Source organism: Mesorhizobium sp. KR2-14, from assembly GCF_040049255.1.
Classification (GTDB): Bacteria; Pseudomonadota; Alphaproteobacteria; order Rhizobiales; family Rhizobiaceae; genus Pseudaminobacter.
Genome location: NZ_JBDZDR010000008.1, coordinates 19940 through 37578, shown reverse-complemented (window position 1 = coordinate 37578; position 17639 = coordinate 19940). Strand labels below are relative to the sequence as shown.

Annotated in this window: 15 protein-coding genes; 6 read left to right on the top strand and 9 right to left on the bottom strand. The window is 63.8% G+C overall.

Features of this window, described 5'->3' with window-relative positions; genetic code table 11:
• Positions 1-25: 25 nt before the first annotated feature.
• Positions 26-820, top strand: a complete 795-nt coding sequence (locus tag ABLE86_RS18630) for a DUF1684 domain-containing protein (RefSeq protein ID WP_348780480.1) — start codon at positions 26-28, stop codon at positions 818-820.
• A gap of 108 nt (positions 821-928) precedes the next feature.
• On the opposite strand, the gene ABLE86_RS18625 is transcribed toward ABLE86_RS18630, so the two are convergent.
• The 5 genes from ABLE86_RS18625 to ABLE86_RS18605 form a co-directional block, all read right to left on the bottom strand.
• Entirely contained in the window at positions 929-2023 is a 1095-nt protein-coding gene (locus ABLE86_RS18625) for an ABC transporter ATP-binding protein (RefSeq protein WP_348780479.1), read from the bottom strand.
• Positions 2024-2030: 7 nt separating this feature from the next.
• On the bottom strand, positions 2031-2855 hold the full coding sequence (locus ABLE86_RS18620; RefSeq protein ID WP_348780478.1) for an ABC transporter permease: 825 nt from the start codon (positions 2853-2855) through the stop codon (positions 2031-2033).
• Positions 2852-3697: an ABC transporter permease gene (locus tag ABLE86_RS18615; protein WP_348780477.1), complete on the bottom strand. Its 846-nt coding sequence runs from the start codon at positions 3695-3697 to the stop codon at positions 2852-2854. Before ABLE86_RS18615 ends, ABLE86_RS18620 begins: the two co-directional genes overlap by 4 nt.
• A gap of 93 nt (positions 3698-3790) precedes the next feature.
• Entirely contained in the window at positions 3791-4927 is a 1137-nt protein-coding gene (locus ABLE86_RS18610) for a spermidine/putrescine ABC transporter substrate-binding protein (RefSeq protein ID WP_348780476.1), read from the bottom strand.
• 90 nt (positions 4928-5017) lie between these two features.
• On the bottom strand, positions 5018-5932 hold the full coding sequence (locus tag ABLE86_RS18605) for a LysR substrate-binding domain-containing protein (protein WP_348780475.1): 915 nt from the start codon (positions 5930-5932) through the stop codon (positions 5018-5020).
• 103 nt (positions 5933-6035) lie between these two features.
• On the opposite strand from ABLE86_RS18605, the gene ABLE86_RS18600 reads away from it, so the two are divergent.
• A complete protein-coding gene (locus tag ABLE86_RS18600) occupies positions 6036-6812 on the top strand; it encodes a creatininase (RefSeq protein ID WP_348780474.1) in 777 nt (258 codons plus the stop codon).
• A 314-nt stretch (positions 6813-7126) separates the two neighbouring features.
• Here the strand turns inward: ABLE86_RS18600 and ABLE86_RS18595 are convergent, their stop codons facing one another.
• The 3 genes from ABLE86_RS18595 to ABLE86_RS18585 form a co-directional block, all read right to left on the bottom strand.
• Positions 7127-8341: a M24 family metallopeptidase gene (locus tag ABLE86_RS18595; protein WP_348780473.1), complete on the bottom strand. Its 1215-nt coding sequence runs from the start codon at positions 8339-8341 to the stop codon at positions 7127-7129.
• A 126-nt stretch (positions 8342-8467) separates the two neighbouring features.
• Positions 8468-9985 carry a peptidase S10 gene (locus ABLE86_RS18590; protein WP_348780472.1) on the bottom strand — a complete coding sequence of 506 codons (1518 nt, stop codon included), beginning with the start codon at positions 9983-9985 and terminating at the stop codon, positions 8468-8470.
• Between the two features lie 132 nt (positions 9986-10117).
• On the bottom strand, positions 10118-11221 hold the full coding sequence (locus tag ABLE86_RS18585; RefSeq protein WP_348780471.1) for an aminopeptidase P family protein: 1104 nt from the start codon (positions 11219-11221) through the stop codon (positions 10118-10120).
• Between the two features lie 19 nt (positions 11222-11240).
• Between ABLE86_RS18585 and ABLE86_RS18580 the strand changes: the two genes are divergently transcribed.
• Together ABLE86_RS18580 and ABLE86_RS18575 are read left to right on the top strand one after the other, a co-directional pair.
• On the top strand, positions 11241-11411 hold the full coding sequence (locus tag ABLE86_RS18580) for a hypothetical protein (RefSeq protein WP_348780470.1): 171 nt from the start codon (positions 11241-11243) through the stop codon (positions 11409-11411).
• Between the two features lie 110 nt (positions 11412-11521).
• On the top strand, positions 11522-12928 hold the full coding sequence (locus ABLE86_RS18575) for a mannose-1-phosphate guanylyltransferase/mannose-6-phosphate isomerase (protein WP_348780469.1): 1407 nt from the start codon (positions 11522-11524) through the stop codon (positions 12926-12928).
• 27 nt (positions 12929-12955) lie between these two features.
• Here the strand turns inward: ABLE86_RS18575 and ABLE86_RS18570 are convergent, their stop codons facing one another.
• Entirely contained in the window at positions 12956-14422 is a 1467-nt protein-coding gene (locus ABLE86_RS18570) for a phosphomannomutase (RefSeq protein ID WP_348780468.1), read from the bottom strand.
• Positions 14423-14906: 484 nt separating this feature from the next.
• Between ABLE86_RS18570 and ABLE86_RS18565 the strand changes: the two genes are divergently transcribed.
• The gene (locus tag ABLE86_RS18565; RefSeq protein WP_348780467.1) at positions 14907-16343 is read left to right on the top strand and encodes a hypothetical protein; all 1437 of its coding nucleotides are present in this window, start codon (positions 14907-14909) and stop codon (positions 16341-16343) included.
• Between the two features lie 237 nt (positions 16344-16580).
• Complete coding sequence (locus tag ABLE86_RS18560; protein WP_348780466.1) at positions 16581-17639, top strand: SDR family oxidoreductase; 1059 nt, start codon at positions 16581-16583, stop codon at positions 17637-17639.

Genomic DNA, 17639 nt, shown 5'->3' with positions numbered 1-17639 from the left:
CAATTTCAGACCAAAGGCAAGCAGCATGACCACCGATCAGGACTATATCCGCAGCATCGAAGACTGGCGCGCCAGGCGATTGGCCAATCTCAAGGCCGATGGCGGCTGGCTCAACATCATCGGCCGCTGGTCGCTGGAACCGGGTTCAGTGACGGTCGGCTCGGCCGAGGACAACGACGTCGTGCTTTCGGCGGGCCCGGCGCGCGTCGGCACGCTGACGCAAGACCCTGACGGCGGCGTCACCTTCACGCCGGCGAATGGCAGCGATCCCATCCGCCTGAAGCTCGACAAGAAGAACCCGCCGCGTTTTTCGGTTGGCCAGTTGCTGCTCGAAGTGACAACGCTCAACGGCCAGAACGCGCTACGCGTGCGCGATACACAGGCGACCGAACGCGATAATTTTCCGGGCATCGAGTCGTTCGCGATCGATCCGAGCTGGCGCATCGTCGCAGACTGGATCCCGCTGGAGACCCCGATCCAGACGACGGTCGACACCGTCATCGGCATTCCGACCGAGGTGACGATCACGCACAAGGCCGCCTTCACGCGCGACGGCGTGCGCTATGAGCTGCTGCCGACCCACGGCACGCCGCAGATGCCGCAATTCGTGCTGCGCGACCAGACCGCGCGCGACAAGACCTATCCCGCCTCGCGCTTCCTCTATGGCGAGGACATCACCGCCGACACCATCGTGCTGGACTTCAACAAGGCGATCAATCCGCCCTGTGCCTTCACGCACCATGCCGTGTGCCCGCTGCCGCCTGCCGAAAACGTGCTGCCGATCCGCATCGAGGCCGGCGAACTCAAGATGCCCGATTAAAGCGCTCGGCTCCCGAGCCCGCAGTCGCCGGGGACACGGGCTCGGCCCATCCATTTCTGGAGACCGGAAGTCGCCTACGCCTCGTCTGTTTCCTGATGGCGCCCCGCCTCATTCCCCCGGGAGAATGTGGCCGGCATCCTCGCGCCAGGAAACCCAGACCCCCGCGCCCGGCGAAAGGTTGAGCGGCTCCAGCTCGTCGTGGCTCTTCTGCGCCTTGAGCTCGGTTCCGTCCGAGGCTTCCAGGTGCACGACCGCGGTTGCGCCCACGAATTCTTCGCCCACCACCACGGCCTGCAAGCCATTGAGCCCGGCAGCCGGGGGCTGAATGGAAAGATGTATCCGGTCGTCCGAGACGACGAAGGTTGCCTTGTCTCCCTTGGCCAAGGGCTTGGCCGGGTTGGGCACCACTTCGAACTCGCCGACCGCGGTGGCGATCCTCACGGCGCCATCTGCCAGTGCCGAAACATGGCCCGCGAAAATGTTCGACGAGCCGAGGAACTCGGCCACGAAGCGGGTTCGCGGTGCCCGGTAGATCTCCTGCGGGTCGCCGATCTGCTCCACCCTGCCCCGGCTCATGATGACAACGCGGTCGGCCATGGAGAAGGCTTCCGACTGGCTGTGGGTGACGTAGACGAAGGTGATGCCGAGTTCCTTCTGGAGGTTCGACAGCACCGTCTGCATGCGCACCTTGAGATGGGCGTCGAGCGCCGAAAGCGGCTCGTCGAGCAGCAGGATCTCCGGCTCGGTGACCAGCGAGCGCGCGAGCGCCACGCGCTGCCGTTGGCCTCCCGACAGATGCGCGACGTTGCGGTCGGCGAACTCGGTGATCTGCATGCGCTCCAGCCAGGTGTCGACGCGGCGGCGCCGCTCGGCCTTGTCCACGCCGCGCATGCGGAGGCTGAACTCGACGTTCTCGCGCACGGTCAGGAAGGGAAACAGCGCCAGGCTCTGCCACACCATCGGCGTGTCGCGCTGCCAGGTTGGCAGGTCGTTGATGCGCTTGCCGGCAAGGCGGATCTCGCCCTGGCTGGGGGCTTCGAGCCCCGCCAGCATGCGCAGCGTCGTGGTCTTGCCGCAGCCGCTGGAGCCCATGATGGCAAGGAATTCGCCCTTGCGGATGTCGAGGTCCATGCGCTCCACGGCGACGAAGCTGCCGAACTGCTTGACGACGCCATCGAAGACGACGAGGGCTTGATCTGTCATTGCGCTATCACTCCGGCGCCTTGGCGCCGACCTTGGGCGCAGCGCTGCGTTTCATGAGAAGGATTTGGGCCAGCACCACCAGTGTCATCGAGGCGATGAAGACGAAGGTTCCGATGACGTTGATGCGCGGGCTGACCTGGCCTTGCAGGAAGCCGAGAACCTTGACCGGCAGCGTTTCATGCAGGCCGGACACGAACCAAGCCACCGCGAATTCGTCGAATGACACCGCCATGGTAATGAACAGCGCGGCAAAGATCGCCGGCTTGCAGAAGGGTATGATGACATACCGCATCGCCTTCCATTCGGAAGCGCCAAGGTTCCAGGCGGCCGCTTCCAGCGAAGGGTCCATCTGCGACAGCCGCAGGCGGCAGATGGCCATGGCGAAGGGCGCGCACATCACCACATGGGCGATGATGACCGAATGGATCTGGCCCGAAAGGCTGACATTCGACAAGAAGGCCAGCATGGCAAGGCCGAGGATGACCACCGGAATGGTCGGCGGCAGCAGCGCCAGTGCAAGATAGAACTGCTTGCCGAAGAACTTGTAGCGAAAGTCGGTATAGGCGGCACCGAAGCCGAGTGCCGTCGCCAGGACAGAGACGACAACGCCGGCAATGAGCGTGTTGCGCAGGCCTTCCCAGACCAGCGGATCGGCCCTGACGGCTTCGTACCAGACGGTGGAAAAGCCCCCGAGCGGCAGCGACGGGAAACGGTCGACGTTGAAGGAAAAGACGAAGCTGGCGGCGATCGGCGCGAAGATGAAGGCAAAGCCCAGCAGAATGTAGAGCTTCAGCGCCCAGTCGATCCAGGGGTTCCGGTTGAAGTCGCTCATCGTCCGCGCTCCCGATAGGCATAGCTGACCGCTGCAAAAGCCATTGCGAGCAGTGTGCCGACCATGGTGAGGGCGATGACCGCCGCACGCGGCCATTGCTGGCCCGACTTGGTGGTGTCGGTGATCAGGATCGACAGGGTCGGAGGGTCGCCGCCGCCCAGATAGAGCGGGCTCACGAAATCGCCGAAGGTCAGGATGAAGCAGAACAGCGCTGCGATGACGAGGCCGACCCTGGCCGAGGGCACGACGACCTCGAATACGGTGCGCAGGCGTCCGCAGCGCAGGTTATGCGCCGCCTCGATCAACGTGCGGTCGACGAATATTAGGCTGAACAGCTGCAACAACACGACCAGCGGGAAGCTCAGGGTGAGATAGCCCACCATCATGCCAAACACCGAGTTCAGCATGCCGAACGGCCCCAGGCCAACCATGGAAAACAGCGCGTTGATGATGCCGTTGTCGGACAGGAACACCTGCCACGAATAGACGCGCACCAGATAGCTGGTGAAGAAGGGGATGACCATCAGGAACACCGCCCAGCGGCGTGCCGTCTCCCCCAGCTTGAAGGCGATGCCGTAGGCACAGGGGAATGCCAGCGCGCTGGTGATGACCGACGCCGACAGCGCCAGAAGCAGGGTCCTGAAATAGGCGTCCCAGAAAACGCCGCGGCCAAGCATCCGCACCCAGTTGACGGTGTCGAAATCCGGCATCATCCGGAAGTTCTTGACCGTCCAGAAGCTGAGCGCGATCAGGAAGACCAGCGGCGCGAGGAAGAAAGCAAGCTGCCACACCAGCATGGGCAGCGAGAAGGTCAGTCCATATAGGGTAATCGATTTCCGCATTTGCAGCAGCCCAGGCCCAAAGGGCATCACATGCCGCAGTCGCAAGCGGCCTTCCGGGATGAAAGGGGCGGGCAAGCGCCCGCCCCGGAGATCTTACGATCCCTTGTATTCCGACCAGAAGTCGTTCCAGTCTTCAAGGCTCTGCTGCACCGGCAGCTGCCGGTACTTGATGCGGCCGTTGCGGATCAGGTCCATCGCGTTGCTCTCGTTGAGCAGCATGCCCTGGCGCTTGGCCTCCTCCGGCGTTTCCTTGGCCAGCAGTTCCCAGCCCTTCTTGTTGGGGATGAGGCACGGATAGGCCGCCATGTTGGCCGACTTCACCTGGCCCTTTGCCGAGGTGATGTACTGGATCCACTTCTTGGCCAGATCGGCCTTCTTCGAGCCCTTGCCGATGCAGAAGGACTCGGTGAACTGCAGGCCGCCTTCCTCCGGAATGATGCTGCGCACCTTGGCGCCACCGCGTTCCAGCGCGCCGGTGATCCAGTCGCCAATGCCTGCCATGGCCAGCATCTGCCCATTCTGGAGCGACGAGAAGGTGCCGCCATAGTCGAAGAAGCCGCCGATCTGCGGGCGCAGCGTCTTCATCTTCTCCTGCAGCTTGCCCCAGGCGGCGTCGTCGATGTCATAGGGAGAGGCGTTGCCGTTCAGCAGGCTGATCTGGCCGAGATTGGGCAGATGCCAGTCGAAATGCCCGACCTTGCCCTTGAGCTTCTCGGCCCAATAAACATTGTAGGTCGAAGCCTCCTTCTCGGTGATCGCCTCGGTGTTGTAGGCAACGCCCAGGAAGCCGAAACGGGTGATCACCGAATAGAGGTCGTCGCCCTCCCAGTGGCCGGGGAAGTGCTGGAACTCGGGAAAGAATTCGTCGAACGCATAGTCGGCAGGATCGAGCTTCTCGATATAGCCGGCCGCGTTCAGCTGCTGCACATATTCAGCATCCGAAAGGATGACGTCGAAGGTTCCCGCCGGCGACTGGGAGATGAGACCCAGCATGTTGTCGCCGCCAGTGTAGTATTTCGGCTTGAACTTGACGTTGTTCTCGGCCTCAAACTCAGCCACAACGTCGGGCTCTGCATGGCCATACCAGGCGAGCATGGTCAACTCGACCGGTTCTGCGAAGGCAAGTCGGCTGAGGAAAGGCATGGCAAGTGCGCCGCCCCCCAGAACGCTTGCACCCTTCAAGATGTCGCGCCGCGTCCGCGCCGCCGTCAAAGTCTTCTCGAGCGTCATTTCGTTCCCCTTAGCTTGTTGTTTTCTCGACGGTAGGAGCGACTTATGTATTTGGAAAATTAATTATGATAATAAACGGATTTGCGTCGCTTATTGTCTGTGCAGTTCGACATTGGCGCGCCCCGGAACGCTGGAAATGCCTGCCTCGTCGAGCCTCGCGACGATGTGGTTGACCAGCCGGATTCCGGCGTCGGAAAGGCGGGGATGCTTGTAGAAGAGGCCGACGCGGATCTCGGCCAGAGGGGGAAAACCTTCCGCCGGATCCAGCACCCGCATGCCGGGCAGCATGGTGTAGCGGGTCAGCGCGCTGACGCCGAGGCCGTTCATGACCGCGTTCTGCAAGCCCGAAATGCCCGGCCCCGTATAGGAAACCCGCCATCGGATACGGGCCGTGTCCAGCGCCTGGATCATGCGCGCGCGATAGGCACAGCCTTCCGGGTGCGCGGCGAGCGGGACGCTGATGGTCGGATCGAAGACGGCGGTTTCCGCGGCGGCCCAAACCGGCCGCTCTATCCAGGAGCGTGACAGATATTGCGCGCGCTCATGGTCGGTCATGGCGACCGCCAGGTCGAGCTCGTCGGCACGCAGCCGGTCGAGGATCTCCCCACTCCAGCCGCAATAGAGCTCGAGCGCGATGTCGGGATGCTCGCGCGTATACTCGGTGATCACGCCCTGCAGGAAGGCGACGGCGTAGTCGTTGGGAAGGCCGACGCGCAGCACGCCGGCGATCTTCGACCGGTTGAAATAGGAAGCCGCCTCGTCGTTGAGCCGAAGGATTTCGCGCGCATAGCTGAGCAGCATCTCGCCCTCGCTGGTGAGCAGCAGCGAGCGCCCGACCTGCTTGATGATCGGTGCCCCCACAAGCTCTTCAAGCCTTTTCATCTGGAGCGAAATGGCGGGTTGAGTGCGCCCCAGAGCGTCGCCTGCCTTGGTAAAGGCACCGAGATCGACCACCGAAACGAAGGTCCGCAAAAGATCGGTCTGGTAGTTGACAACGCTCCGCATGGATTTGAATTCCTCATGAGCGAATGACAATTATAAATTTCTCATATCATTAAAGCCGCCTCTAATCATCATTCCAACATCAAAATGGGAGATGATGAAAAAAATGCGCGATACAGTTTTTGCTGCCGAATTGACCTGGCCGGACTATCACAGCCGTGTCCAGGACGGTTCGGTTCCGATCCTGCTGCCGGTCGGATCGATGGAGCAGCACGGCCATCACATGCCGATGCATGTCGACGTCCTGCTGCCGGTGGAATTCGCGCGCCGTGTTGCCGGCGAGGTCGGCGCTCTCGTCGCGCCGCCCTTCACCTATGGCTACAAATCGCACCAGAAGTCCGGCGGCGGCAACCACCTGCCCGGCACCACCAGCCTGGATGGCGCCACGCTGGTGGCGGCACTGCGCGACGTGATCAAGGAATTCGCCCGCCACGGCGTGCGGCGCATGTGCCTGGTCAATGGCCATTTCGAGAACTCCTGGTTCATCATCGAGGGCATCGACCTGGCGCTGCGCGAGCTGCGCTGGGACGGCATCGACAACATGAAGATCGTGGTGCTGTCCTATTGGGACTTCGTGGACAAGGAGACGATCGCGCGCCTTTATCCCAATGGCTTCACCGGCTGGGACCTCGAACATGGCGGCGTGCTGGAAACCTCGCTGATGCTGGCGCTCTATCCGCATCTGGTAAGCCTCGACCGCGCCGTCCACCACGAGCCCGCTTCCTTCCCGCCTTATGACGTCTATCCGCCCAAGCCCGAATGGACGCCGGCCAGCGGCACGCTCTCCTCGCCCAAGGAAGCCTCCGAGGAGAAGGGCGAGATCCTGCTGGAAGTCTGCGTCAACGGCATCGTCAACGCGCTGAAGACCGAATTCCCGCGCTGAGCGAATTCGCCGGCGCACAAAAAAAGCCGCGGTGCGAAACCGCGGCTTTTTCCTTGTCCGGTCAAAAGGGGCGTAGTGGCAGTGAAAGCCCGCGTCGACGCTCGGCTTCCTGGCCTTCCGGCGCAGGCGCGGCGGACCAATGGGGAGCCCGCTTCCGCATCACGGCAATGATGCGAGCAACGAGGCGCACAAGCTCTGCCATGCCGGACACCGCGGACGGCTTTGGATAGCGGATCGACCGATCCTTTCCGTCGATCCACCAGTGCGGCCAGTCGTGGGGAACATGTAAAGCCACGGCCAGCCTCGCCATGCCGTCAGTTGCGGATGATGTTGTGTTCCGGACCGAACGGGAAGCCGGTGATGTTCTCGGCACCGTCCTCCCCGACGATCAGGATGTCGTGCTCGCGATAGCCGCCGGCACCGGGCATGCCCTCCGGCAGCATCACCATCGGCTCCATGGAGACCACCATGCCGGGCTTCAGCTCGGTGTCGATGTCCTCGCGCAGCTCCACGCCGGCCTCGCGACCGTAGTAGTGGCACAGCACGCCGAAGGAGTGGCCATAGCCGAAGGAGCGGTACTTCAGCAGGTCCCACTCGCGGTACATCTCGTTGAGCTCGATGGCGATGTCCTTGCAGCGCGCGCCCGGCTTGATCAGCTCGAGCCCGCGGCGATGCACGGCCACGTTCTTCTCCCAGATGTCGAGGCTGGCGTCATCGACATGGTCGCAGAACAGCGTGCGCTCCAGCGCGGTGTAGTAGCCGAAGATCATCGGGAAGGTGTTGAGCGAAAGGATGTCGCCGGATTGCACGATGCGGTTGGTGACCGGATTGTGCGCGCCGTCGGTGTTGATGCCCGACTGGAACCAGGTCCAGGTGTCCATCAGCTCCACGAAGGGGAACGAGTTGGCGATCTCGCGGATCATCGCATTGGTGGTGGCGATCGCCACTTCATGCTCGGGCACGCCGGCCTTGATGGCCGCCGCGCAGGCCGCGCCGCCGACGTCACACACGCGGGCGCCTTCGCGGATCAGCTTCTGCTCTTCGAGCGACTTGATGGTGCGCATCCACATCGACGGCTGGCTGATGTCGACGAACTCGACGCCCGGCAGGGCTTCCTCGAGCTGGCGGCGGAAGTCGAGCGAGACCTGGTCGAACTCGATGCCGATGCGCTTGGCGCCCGTGGTCAGCTGGCGCACTGCGCGGTAGAAATTGTCGCGGCGCCAGTCGGTGTAGGTGATGTTGTCGCCGAAGCTGCGGCGCCAGGGCTGGCCGCCGTCGATGCCGGCCGAAATCGTCGTGGCGTTGTTGTGGTCGATGACCATGCCGTACTTGCGACCGAAATAGCAGTACAGCCAGCCGGAATAGTAGTTGATGCAGTGATAAGAGGTGAACAGCGCCGCATCGACATTGTTCTTGGCCATCCAGCCGCGAACGTCGTTTTGGCGGCGGGTCATCTCGGCATCCGAAAACGGCGAATAATCTTTCTCGCCGTTGTGCCATTTCATCACGTGCAACATGTCGTCAGTCATTGTCGGCTGCTCCTCTCCAGGTAGGTTGGTGCAGCCAAGTTATGCTCTGGCGATTTATTTCCGAAATTTATTCAACTGATGCGGGCATTACGCATGCTTATGGAGACGATGCACCTCCATCGCCCCTCACCGCGCCGCCCCGTACAGTTCGGACACGAGCTTCTTCAGCGCGCTGCGGCTCTCCGGCCTGAAGTACATCATGTGCCCGCCTTCCAGCGCCTCGACGCGGATGGGCCTTGCGCCGGGCACGGTAGGCAGCTGGCTGACGAGATAGGCCGAGGTCATGTAGGGCGTCACCAGATCGGTGTATCCGTTGACGATAAGCACGTCGAGCTCGGGATTGAGCGAGCGCGCCTGCTGAAGGTCGGACATGACGCCGACATAGCCCTGGTGGGTTGGACTTGTGCCGTAGTCCCAATTGCCGCTGACTTCATGATTGAGCATCCGATAGCTCAGATCCGTGCGGAATTTCAGCTCGTCGCGCACATAGTTGACGAAGGCCGATGTGAGCACCGGCACGCTGCGGTCGAGCACCGGGTCCGGGCCGCCCAACCTGAAACTGTCAGGGGCGATGTCGCCTGTTTCAATCGCACCGTCGTAGAAGCTGAGCACATTGCCCCTGGCGCGCGCAAACTCCTTGGCGAAGAGCATGGTTGGAATGCGCGCGAAATTGCGCTGGACGAGTTCGAGCGGCAGGCCTGTGATTTCCGCCACGCGCCGGCTCGCCGCCCGCCCGCCCTGCTCAAGTCCGCTCACAAGCGCCACGAGATAGTCGCCCAATGCGTAGCGCTCTATGTCGGCCAGCCGCTCTCGCAGTTCGGGACCGGCGACGCCCTCGCCGTTCAGGCGCACGGCCGCAAGCGAGGGCAGCTCGAGCGCCCAATGCAGCGGCTGGAATTCGTCGGGGCGAACAAGCGCGAATTCGAGTGCCGGTGAAATGAGCACGACGCCGCTGGGACTCAAGCCGACGTCTTCCTGCAGCGTCTTGGCAAGCAGTGCCGCACGAAACCCGCCATAGCTTTCGCCGGCAAGGAACACCGGCGATGCGGTGCGGCCTTCCTGGGCCAGATAGAGGCGGATGAAGGCGCCCATCCACATGGCGTCCTGCTTGACGCCCCAGAAATTGCGCGTCTCCTGGCCCGGCGCCTCGCGGCTGTAGCCGGTGCCGACCGGGTCGACGAAGACCAGGTCCGTCATGTCGAGCCAGGTGCTCGGATTGTCCTCGAGCCTCTGCGGCGGCGGCAGGAAATTGCCGTCGGCGGCAGTCGTCACGATGCGCGGGCCAAGCCCCCCGAGATGAAGATAGGCCGAAGCCGCTCCCGGCCCGCCATTGAACACGAACGTGATCGGGCGGGTGGGATCAGGCGCCCGGCGCCCTTGCGGGAGTACTGAATAGTCGACATAGAAAATCTTGGCGGTGACTTCCCCCTCGCCCGACAGCAGCGAAAGGGTGCCGGCTTTCGCCCGGTATTCAAGCGCGCGCCCGCCAATGTCGATGGAATGATCCGTTGTCTGTCCGGGCGGAAGAAGCGCAATTGCCCCCGCCGCTTGCGCCGGTCTCTCGGCAGACTTTGCCTGCGCCGGCCACATGCCGCCGATCAGCAGCAGCAGGGCGAGCACGACTTCTCCCAGCTTGATACGCATGATCCCTCCGAAGCGGAACGGACTGCTTTCAAGACCACAATACCAGCCGCGCCGCCGAAGTCACCTCAGGCGAAAGCGAGCGGAGTCCTCTCCGCCACCCTTGATGACCCCACTTAGGGCTTCACGCTTCAATCAGACGGAAACGTAATGCGCGTCGCGCGGAAGTTCCGACAGGATTTCCGGACCGTCCTCGCGCAGGATCACGATGTCTTCGAGGCGGATGCCGAAGCGGCCGGGCAGGTAGATGCCCGGCTCGATCGAGAACACCATGCCTTCCTCGAGCACGGTTTCCGAGGTCGCGGTGATGTAGGGCGGCTCGTGGCCGTCGATACCCATGCCATGGCCGGTGCGGTGCACGAAGTATTCGCCATAGCCGGCATCCGCGATGACCTTGCGCGCCGCGGCGTCGACTTCCCTGGCCAGCACGCCGGGGCGGGCGGCCTTGAGCGCGGCCTGCACCGCCTTCTCGACGATCGCATGGATTTCGCCATAGCCTTCCGGCGGCTGGCCGATCACCGCCATGCGCGTGATGTCGGAAGGAAAGCCGTCCTTGCGCCCGCCAATATCGATGACCACCGCGTCGCCTTCCTGCACGACCTTCTCGCTTGCCGAATGGTGCGGGAACGCGCCGTTGCCGCCGGCGCCGACGATCCAGAACTGCGGCGCGGCGCCTTCCGAAGAGAAGTGCGCGCGAATTTCTGCCGCGACCTGCTTCTCGGTCATGCCGGGCCTGATGCTGCCGAAGGCCGTCTGCATGGCGCGGTCGGCTATGCCGGCATTCATCTTGAGCTTCTGGTATTCGGTGCCGTCCTTGCGCATGCGCAGGCCGCCGAGCGTATTGGGCGTGAAATCGCGCCTCGTGTCGGCGGGCAGCGCGTCGAGCAGCAGCAGCGCAAAGTCCGCGCGCATCGTCTCGTCAAGCGCGACGAGTCCGGGGGCTGTGGCGCCGATGGCGGCCAGCGCGCCTTCGAGCGCGGCGACCGGACCCACATCGTCGGCCCAGTTGAAGAATTCGATATCGGTGAATTCGCGCGTGCCTTCGGCATTCAGCGCCGGCATCAGGAATGCCTCCTTCTCCGGCGCGATCAACAGCAGGCAGGGCCGCTCGTCGGGATGCGGGTGGAAGCCCAGCACCCAGTCCATATGCGAGCCTGGCGCGATGGCAACCAGCCCGGTGCCGGTCTCGGCCATGCGCTTGCGAAGTGCCTTGAGGCGTTTTTCGGTCTGTTCGTTCACGTGGGGAATCCTCGTTCCATTGGCGGCACTGATCTTTAGCATGGCGGCATCTTCCGCACGCCGCAACGCCGCGACAGAAAAATGGCGCTCGATTTCTTTGAGTGCCGGGCCGCTCGCATTTCCACGGCTCGACGAGCAGGGCGCCGCGGCGCAAAAAATTCGATTGGCCATCCCGGCCAAGTTTGAATAAGTATTGTAAATGTTGGAAGGACGCTGCCGAGGCGGTGCGCGACCCGCCTGCCTCCGCGTCCGAGCAGAGCCATTTAGCGCCGCACATTCGATATTCCCGAGGGGGTTTTCATGTTCCTGCCCGTGATCATGGCCGGCGGCTCCGGCACTCGTCTCTGGCCACTTTCCCGACAGCACTACCCCAAGCAGTTCCACGCGCTGACCGGCGAACGCAGCCTGCTTCAGGAAACGGTCATGCGGCTGGAAGGAATGGAGGCGGCGACCCCGCTGCTGATCTGCAACGAGGAGCACAGGTTTCTCGTGGCCGAGCAGCTGCGCCAGATCGGGCAGGAAGACCTGACGATCCTGCTGGAGCCGGTCGCCCGCAATACCGCGCCCGCCATCGCGCTTGCCGCCCTCTATGCCCGGAGCGAGGGCGACGACCCTCTTATGCTGGTTCTGGCCGCCGACCACTTCATACGCGACGTGGCGCAGTTCCAGGAGGCGATTGCCGCTGGCGTGCCGCTGGCGCAGGAAGGCAGGCTCGTCACCTTCGGCGTCGTGCCGGAGCGGCCCGAGACGGGCTATGGCTATATCAAGCGCGGCGCGGCGCTTGCCCAGGGCGGCTTTGCCGTAGACAGCTTCGCGGAGAAGCCGGACGCGCAAACCGCCGCGCGCTACCTGGCGTCGGGCGACTATTACTGGAACAGCGGCATCTTCCTGTTCAGGGCCAGCCGCTTCCTGGAAGAGCTCGAGCGATTCCGCCCGGATATCCTTCTCGCCTGCCAGAAGGCGACCGGGGCCTTGAAGCCGGATATGCAGTTCGTGCGGGTCGATGCACGCGCCTTCGAGGCCTGCCCTTCGGAATCCGTCGACTATGCCGTGATGGAAAAGACGGCGCATGCCGCCGTCGTTCCGCTGAAGGCGCGCTGGAGCGACATCGGCTCGTGGTCCGCGCTGTGGGAAGTGCAGGACCGTGACGAAAGCGGCAATGCATTGGGCGGTGACGTGCTCTCGCTCGACAGCGCCAACAATCTGGTGCGGGCGGAATCAAGGCTCGTGGCGCTGGTGGGCATCGAGGACCTGGTGGTCGTCGAAACCAAGGACGCCGTTCTCATCGCCCGCAAGGACAAGGTCCAGGACGTCAAGTCGATCGTCGATCTGATCAAGAAGAACGGCCGGAACGAGCACCTGAACCATCGCGAGGTCTACCGGCCCTGGGGCCACTACGACTCGATCGATTTCGGCGAGCGCGACCAGGTCAAGCGCATCACCGTGAAGCCGGGGGCGAAGCTGTCGGTGCAGATGCACCACCACCGCGCCGAACACTGGATCGTGGTTCGCGGAACCGCCAGGGTCTACAAGGGCGACGAGGTGCTGCTCCTGACCGAGAACCAGTCCACCTACATTCCACTGGGCGAGGTCCACGCGCTGGAAAACCCGGGCAAGATCCCGCTCGAGCTGATCGAGGTTCAGTCCGGTTCCTATCTCGGCGAAGACGACATCGTCCGCTTCGAGGACCGCTACGGCCGCTCCTGAAACTGGAACACCGGGCCAGCGTCGAAATCAGGCGCGCAGCGGTCCGCTTGGCGGAGCAGCGCCACGGCCGTCGGCCCAGGCGCGAATTCGCTCCAGCCCCGCTTTCAGCAGGGCTTCGGCCTTCGCGTCGGTTTCCGCCTCCACATAGCACCGCATCTCCGGCGCGTTGCCGGACGGGCGCAGGTGGATGATGCGGCCGTCTGCCAGCGTAACGCGCAGGCCGTCGATATCGCTGCTCGAACGCACTTGCCCGATGGGGGCGAGGAAGGCCGATAGATTGCTGTCGGACGCGCGAAGATGCGCCATCAGCGCGGCACTGATTTCGACGGCAAAATTCTCGATCCGATCCGCAGCCGCAGCCGGCAGGCGATAGCTGGCGGCTATGTGCGAAAGCGGCCTTTTTTGCCTTGCGACCAGCGAAAGCACTGCCAGTATGGGCAAGAAGCTGTCACGCGTCGGGAGAGCACGAAGTGTCCGGCCGTTGACCTCGAAATCGGTAGCCGTCAGCACGCCGCCATTGGCTTCGAACCCGATCACCCGCGACCTGCCGGCGGCGACCGCCTCGTCCATGCCGGCGATGACGAATGGCGATCCCACCCGGGTGCGGACGACCTCGAAGTCGCCCGCCGCTTCGATGCCGGAGTTCGAGGTCACCGGCGTCACGACCGTCTCCGCCTTCAGGAATTCCGCCGCCACCAGCCCCAGCAAGTCTCCCCGCAAGGGGCTGCCGGTCTCATCGGCTACGAGCGGCCGGTCGCCGTCGCCATCGGCCGACACGATCGCATCGAGCGCATGGGCCTGCGCCCACCCCCTCAGCGAGGCGAGCGTTTCCGGCGACACCGCCTCAGTGTCGACAGGCACGAAGCTATCCACTCGCCCCAGCGGGTGCACATCGGCGCCGTAGTGAGCAAGCACCTCGACCAGCAGATCACGCGCGACGGTGCTGTGCTGATAGACCCCGAGCTTCAGCCCCGCCAGCGCTCGCGCCGGCAGAAGCGACTTGTTGCGCTCCAGGAAAGGCGCGCGACACTGAGACGCTTCATCAATCAGCGCAGACACCCCGGCCCGCATGCCGCCTTCCAGCTCGCCGGAAACTCGCATGGCTTCCGCAAGCGCGCCGATCGCGCTTTCGTCGGCCTTGTCGATCTCGCCGTCCGGCCGATAGAACTTGATGCCGTTGCGGTCTGCCGGGATGTGCGAGCCGGTCACCATCAGCGACGCGGCATTCCTGCTCAGGCCTTGGAGGGCTAGCGCGGGTGTTGGCACTGCTCCGCAATCGGCGACCGCAAACCCGATCCGCGCAAGTGCGTCGGCGCAGTTGCCGGCGATTTCCGGGCTGGAGGCGCGCAGATCCCGACCCAGCAGGATGACATCTCCCGTCGAAGCCATGCCGCTCTGCAGCAGGTGTCGGGCAAAGGCCGCTGCATAGCGCCGGGCTGCGGGCCCCTTCAGATCCTGCGCAAGACCTCTCAAACCGCTTGTGCCAAACTTCATGGGCGATACTCGAAGCCAGTATTGAAAACGCGAGTTGGACTGTGGGGCTTTCTGTCTGACCTGTCGAGCCTCGGCCCGGTCTGCAGGCGCGCGGGCCACGAACAGGATGCGGGGAGCCGCCCTGGTTGGGGCGGGGGTGGAGGCGGCTCCCCAACCTGTCGCACATCGGCGGACAGGCCGCGTGGAGTGGGTGGATACACGCGAGCCATGCCATGTTCGACGCTCTGCCGTCCGACCGTCAACGAGCCAAGGGAGGTATTTGCCTCCTTGCTATGAGGCGGCCCGGACTGGCGTTCCCGCCAATTTGGCCAACAGGCCGTTCCCCCGAGGGGATAAGCTACGCCTATTGGCCTGCTTGTGCCGCATGCCCGCTTCCCAAATGGTGGCTACCGAACTCCAGGGACCTTCGGCGGCCTGCATGAGAGAAGCTGCAAAACAGATCGCGATCATTTCGCCCTGGCGCGAAGCCGGAGACTGACCCCGAATGGAGCCCTCGCCGGCCGGACTGCTCGTATGCGCTGGGGTGCTCGTTCTTGCTTACTTCAGCCGCGGCTTCCTTATCGTCGGGCTCCTGGCCTCGCCGGCTTTCGGCTCCACGGCCATGATGACGCTCACCTCGCTGGGCAACTCCTCCCCACTGATCTACACGATGTTTGCAGCCCTTCTGGTGGCAGCGGTTGCCATGAGACGGCATATCTGGCGCGATCTGGGCGGGGTGCTCGGCAGCGTCGGCCCAATCTGGGTGCTGGCCGCCCTGATGCTCTATGCCGTGGTCGGTGCCTGGCTTCTTCCGCGCTTCTTTGCCGGCCAAACCATCGTTTTCGTGCAGTCGAAGACGCGGAGCGGCGTGGTGGAGGCCTCGCTCGCCCCCGTCTCCGCCAATATCTCGCAGACGGGCTATTTCGTCCTTGGCGGTTTCACCGCCATAGCCCTTTGCGTGCTGCTGGTGAAAGGCGACAGGATAGCCCAGGTGCGCCGCGGCTTCTTCGTCTGGTCCACGCTGCACGCGGCAATGGGGCTGATCGACCTTCTGGGCAAGCTCGCGGGGGCCGGAGACCTGCTGAAGCCGATCCGCACCGCCAGCTACGCGATGCTCACGGAGACCAGCGAAGCCGGATTCTCGCGTATTGCGGGCGCCTATTCGGAAGCATCGGCTTTCGGCGCGGTGTCGCTTGCCTGCCTTGCATTCTGCTACACCTACTGGCGCCGCACCAAGGACCGCTTCGCGAAGTGGCTTTCCCTGCTGCTGCTTCTGCTCCTGGTGCTTTCCACCTCTTCGACGGCCTATGTCGGCTTGATGCTGCTCGGCCTGGTTGTGGCTTTCCACATCATGCGCTCCATGCTGGCCGACCGCGTCGAGGCCGCCGAGCTGCAGATCATCGCCCTGCTGGTCTTGGCCTTCTTGGCAATTCTGGCCGTGTTCCTCTACCGGCCGGGAACTCTGGCCCCGTTCCTCGACCTTATCGACAAGACCTTGATCAACAAGGCGAGCTCCTCCTCCGGGCAGGAGCGCGCCTATTGGAATTTGCAGAGCCTGCAATCTTTCGGCGACACCAGCGGGCTGGGCGTCGGCATGGGCAGTTCCCGGGCCTCGAGCTGGCTGATCGCCGTGCTTTCGCAGTTGGGTCTGGTGGGCAGCGTTCTGATGGCAGCGCTGGTGGCGGCCACTGCACGCGGGCTTGGAAGGCTCGGCAAGTGGGTGCCCCCCGAAACCGATGCCGTGGTGGCAAGCGCAAGAAACAGCGCCTTGGCGGGGCTGGTGGCCGGCTCGCTGGCCAGCGGCAGCGCCGACCCGGGCATAGGCTTCTTCGTGGCATTTGCAGTGGTCGCGGCAGCCAGGGTTCAGGCGCGCCGCACCAGGGACGCCGCCGAGCACTGGCGGCAGGCGCCGCCCTCCTTGCTGCTGCCGTTGCGCATCTAGCGCGGGCCAGGCAAGTCTTGCCGACCTGTGAATGCGGTACCCGGGCCGCCTACCTCCTATGGATTAGACTGTCGAACCTGCGCCCCCCTTTGGGCGTGCCGCGCTCCAACGGCGTATCGAAAACGGAGCGTTCCTACCGCCATTCGTCGTTCTCGCCTGCCGCGTTCACTGCGGGCTAGCGTCGCGGGGAGCTCGGCCTTGAGCCGGGATTTCGCTCTCACGCAGAAGAGGCAATCAATGAAAGTTCTGGTGACAGGCCATCTCGGCTACATCGGCTCAATTATGGTGCGCATGCTCTTGAAGGCAGGCCACGCTGTGGTCGGCTACGACAGCGACCTTTATCAGCGCTGCACCTTCGAAGCAGGCGGCAGCTTGGTCGCGGTTCCCGCTATCCGCAAGGACATTCGCGACGTGACCCCGCAAGACCTTCGCGGCTTCGACGCGGTGATCCATCTGGCAGCGCTCTCCAACGATCCGCTCTCAAACCTCGATCCTGAATTGACTTACGAGATAAACCACAAGGCAAGCGTGCGGTTCGCACAGGCGGCAAGGGACGCCGGCGTCAGCCGGTTCCTCTATGCATCGTCGTGCAGCAACTACGGAGCGGCCGGCGACAGCCTGGTCGATGAAACGGCTGAGCTGAGCCCGGTGACGCCCTATGGATGGTCGAAGGTGCTGGCCGAACGCGACATCTCCAGGTTGGCCGACGGCGACTTTTCGCCGACCTACTTTCGTCCGGCGACCGCCTACGGCCTGTCGCCTCGGCTACGGTGCGACATCGTCCTGAACAATCTGGTTGCCTGGGCCATCACCGAGGGCGTCATCCTGCTCAAGTCCGACGGCAGCCCATGGCGGCCGATCGTTCACATAGAGGACATATCGCGCGCCTTCATCGCAGGCCTGGAGGCGCCGCGCGAAAAAGTCCACAACGAAGCGTTCAACGTCGGCCGGACCGAGCACAATTACAGGATTCGCGACATCGCCAGGATCGTGGCCGAGGTCGTGCCCGGCTGCCGCTTGCAGTTCGCCGCCGACGCCGGGCCGGACAAGCGTTCCTACCGGGTCAGTTTCGAAAAGATCGCCAGGGTCCTGCCGGCTTTCCGGGCAGAATGGGACGCGCGCGCGGGCGCGGAGGAGCTCCACGCTGCCTACATGGCCTCCAACCTGACGCTCGAGGAATTCGAAGGCCCACACTTCCAGCGCATCGCCCAAATCAGGCGACTGATGTCCGACGGCATCATCGATCGCTCCTTGCGGGCCCGGGAGCCGGCCGCGCTGGCACCGCTGGCAGGATAG

Bases quoted from the DNA above. Each gene is read 5' to 3' on its own strand.
- ABLE86_RS18630 (WP_348780480.1), top strand. From the start codon at position 26: ATGACCACCGATCAGGACTATATCCGCAGCATCGAAGACTGGCGCGCC.
- ABLE86_RS18625 (WP_348780479.1), bottom strand. From the start codon at position 2,023: ATGACAGATCAAGCCCTCGTCGTCTTCGATGGCGTCGTCAAGCAGTTC.
- ABLE86_RS18560 (WP_348780466.1), top strand. From the start codon at position 16,581: ATGAAAGTTCTGGTGACAGGCCATCTCGGCTACATCGGCTCAATTATG.
- ABLE86_RS18570 (WP_348780468.1), bottom strand. From the start codon at position 14,422: ATGAAGTTTGGCACAAGCGGTTTGAGAGGTCTTGCGCAGGATCTGAAG.
- ABLE86_RS18575 (WP_348780469.1), top strand. From the start codon at position 11,522: ATGTTCCTGCCCGTGATCATGGCCGGCGGCTCCGGCACTCGTCTCTGG.
- ABLE86_RS18620 (WP_348780478.1), bottom strand. From the start codon at position 2,855: ATGAGCGACTTCAACCGGAACCCCTGGATCGACTGGGCGCTGAAGCTC.
- ABLE86_RS18590 (WP_348780472.1), bottom strand. From the start codon at position 9,985: ATGCGTATCAAGCTGGGAGAAGTCGTGCTCGCCCTGCTGCTGCTGATC.
- ABLE86_RS18610 (WP_348780476.1), bottom strand. From the start codon at position 4,927: ATGACGCTCGAGAAGACTTTGACGGCGGCGCGGACGCGGCGCGACATC.
- ABLE86_RS18605 (WP_348780475.1), bottom strand. From the start codon at position 5,932: ATGCGGAGCGTTGTCAACTACCAGACCGATCTTTTGCGGACCTTCGTT.
- ABLE86_RS18615 (WP_348780477.1), bottom strand. From the start codon at position 3,697: ATGCGGAAATCGATTACCCTATATGGACTGACCTTCTCGCTGCCCATG.
- ABLE86_RS18600 (WP_348780474.1), top strand. From the start codon at position 6,036: ATGCGCGATACAGTTTTTGCTGCCGAATTGACCTGGCCGGACTATCAC.
- ABLE86_RS18595 (WP_348780473.1), bottom strand. From the start codon at position 8,341: ATGACTGACGACATGTTGCACGTGATGAAATGGCACAACGGCGAGAAA.
- ABLE86_RS18565 (WP_348780467.1), top strand. From the start codon at position 14,907: ATGGAGCCCTCGCCGGCCGGACTGCTCGTATGCGCTGGGGTGCTCGTT.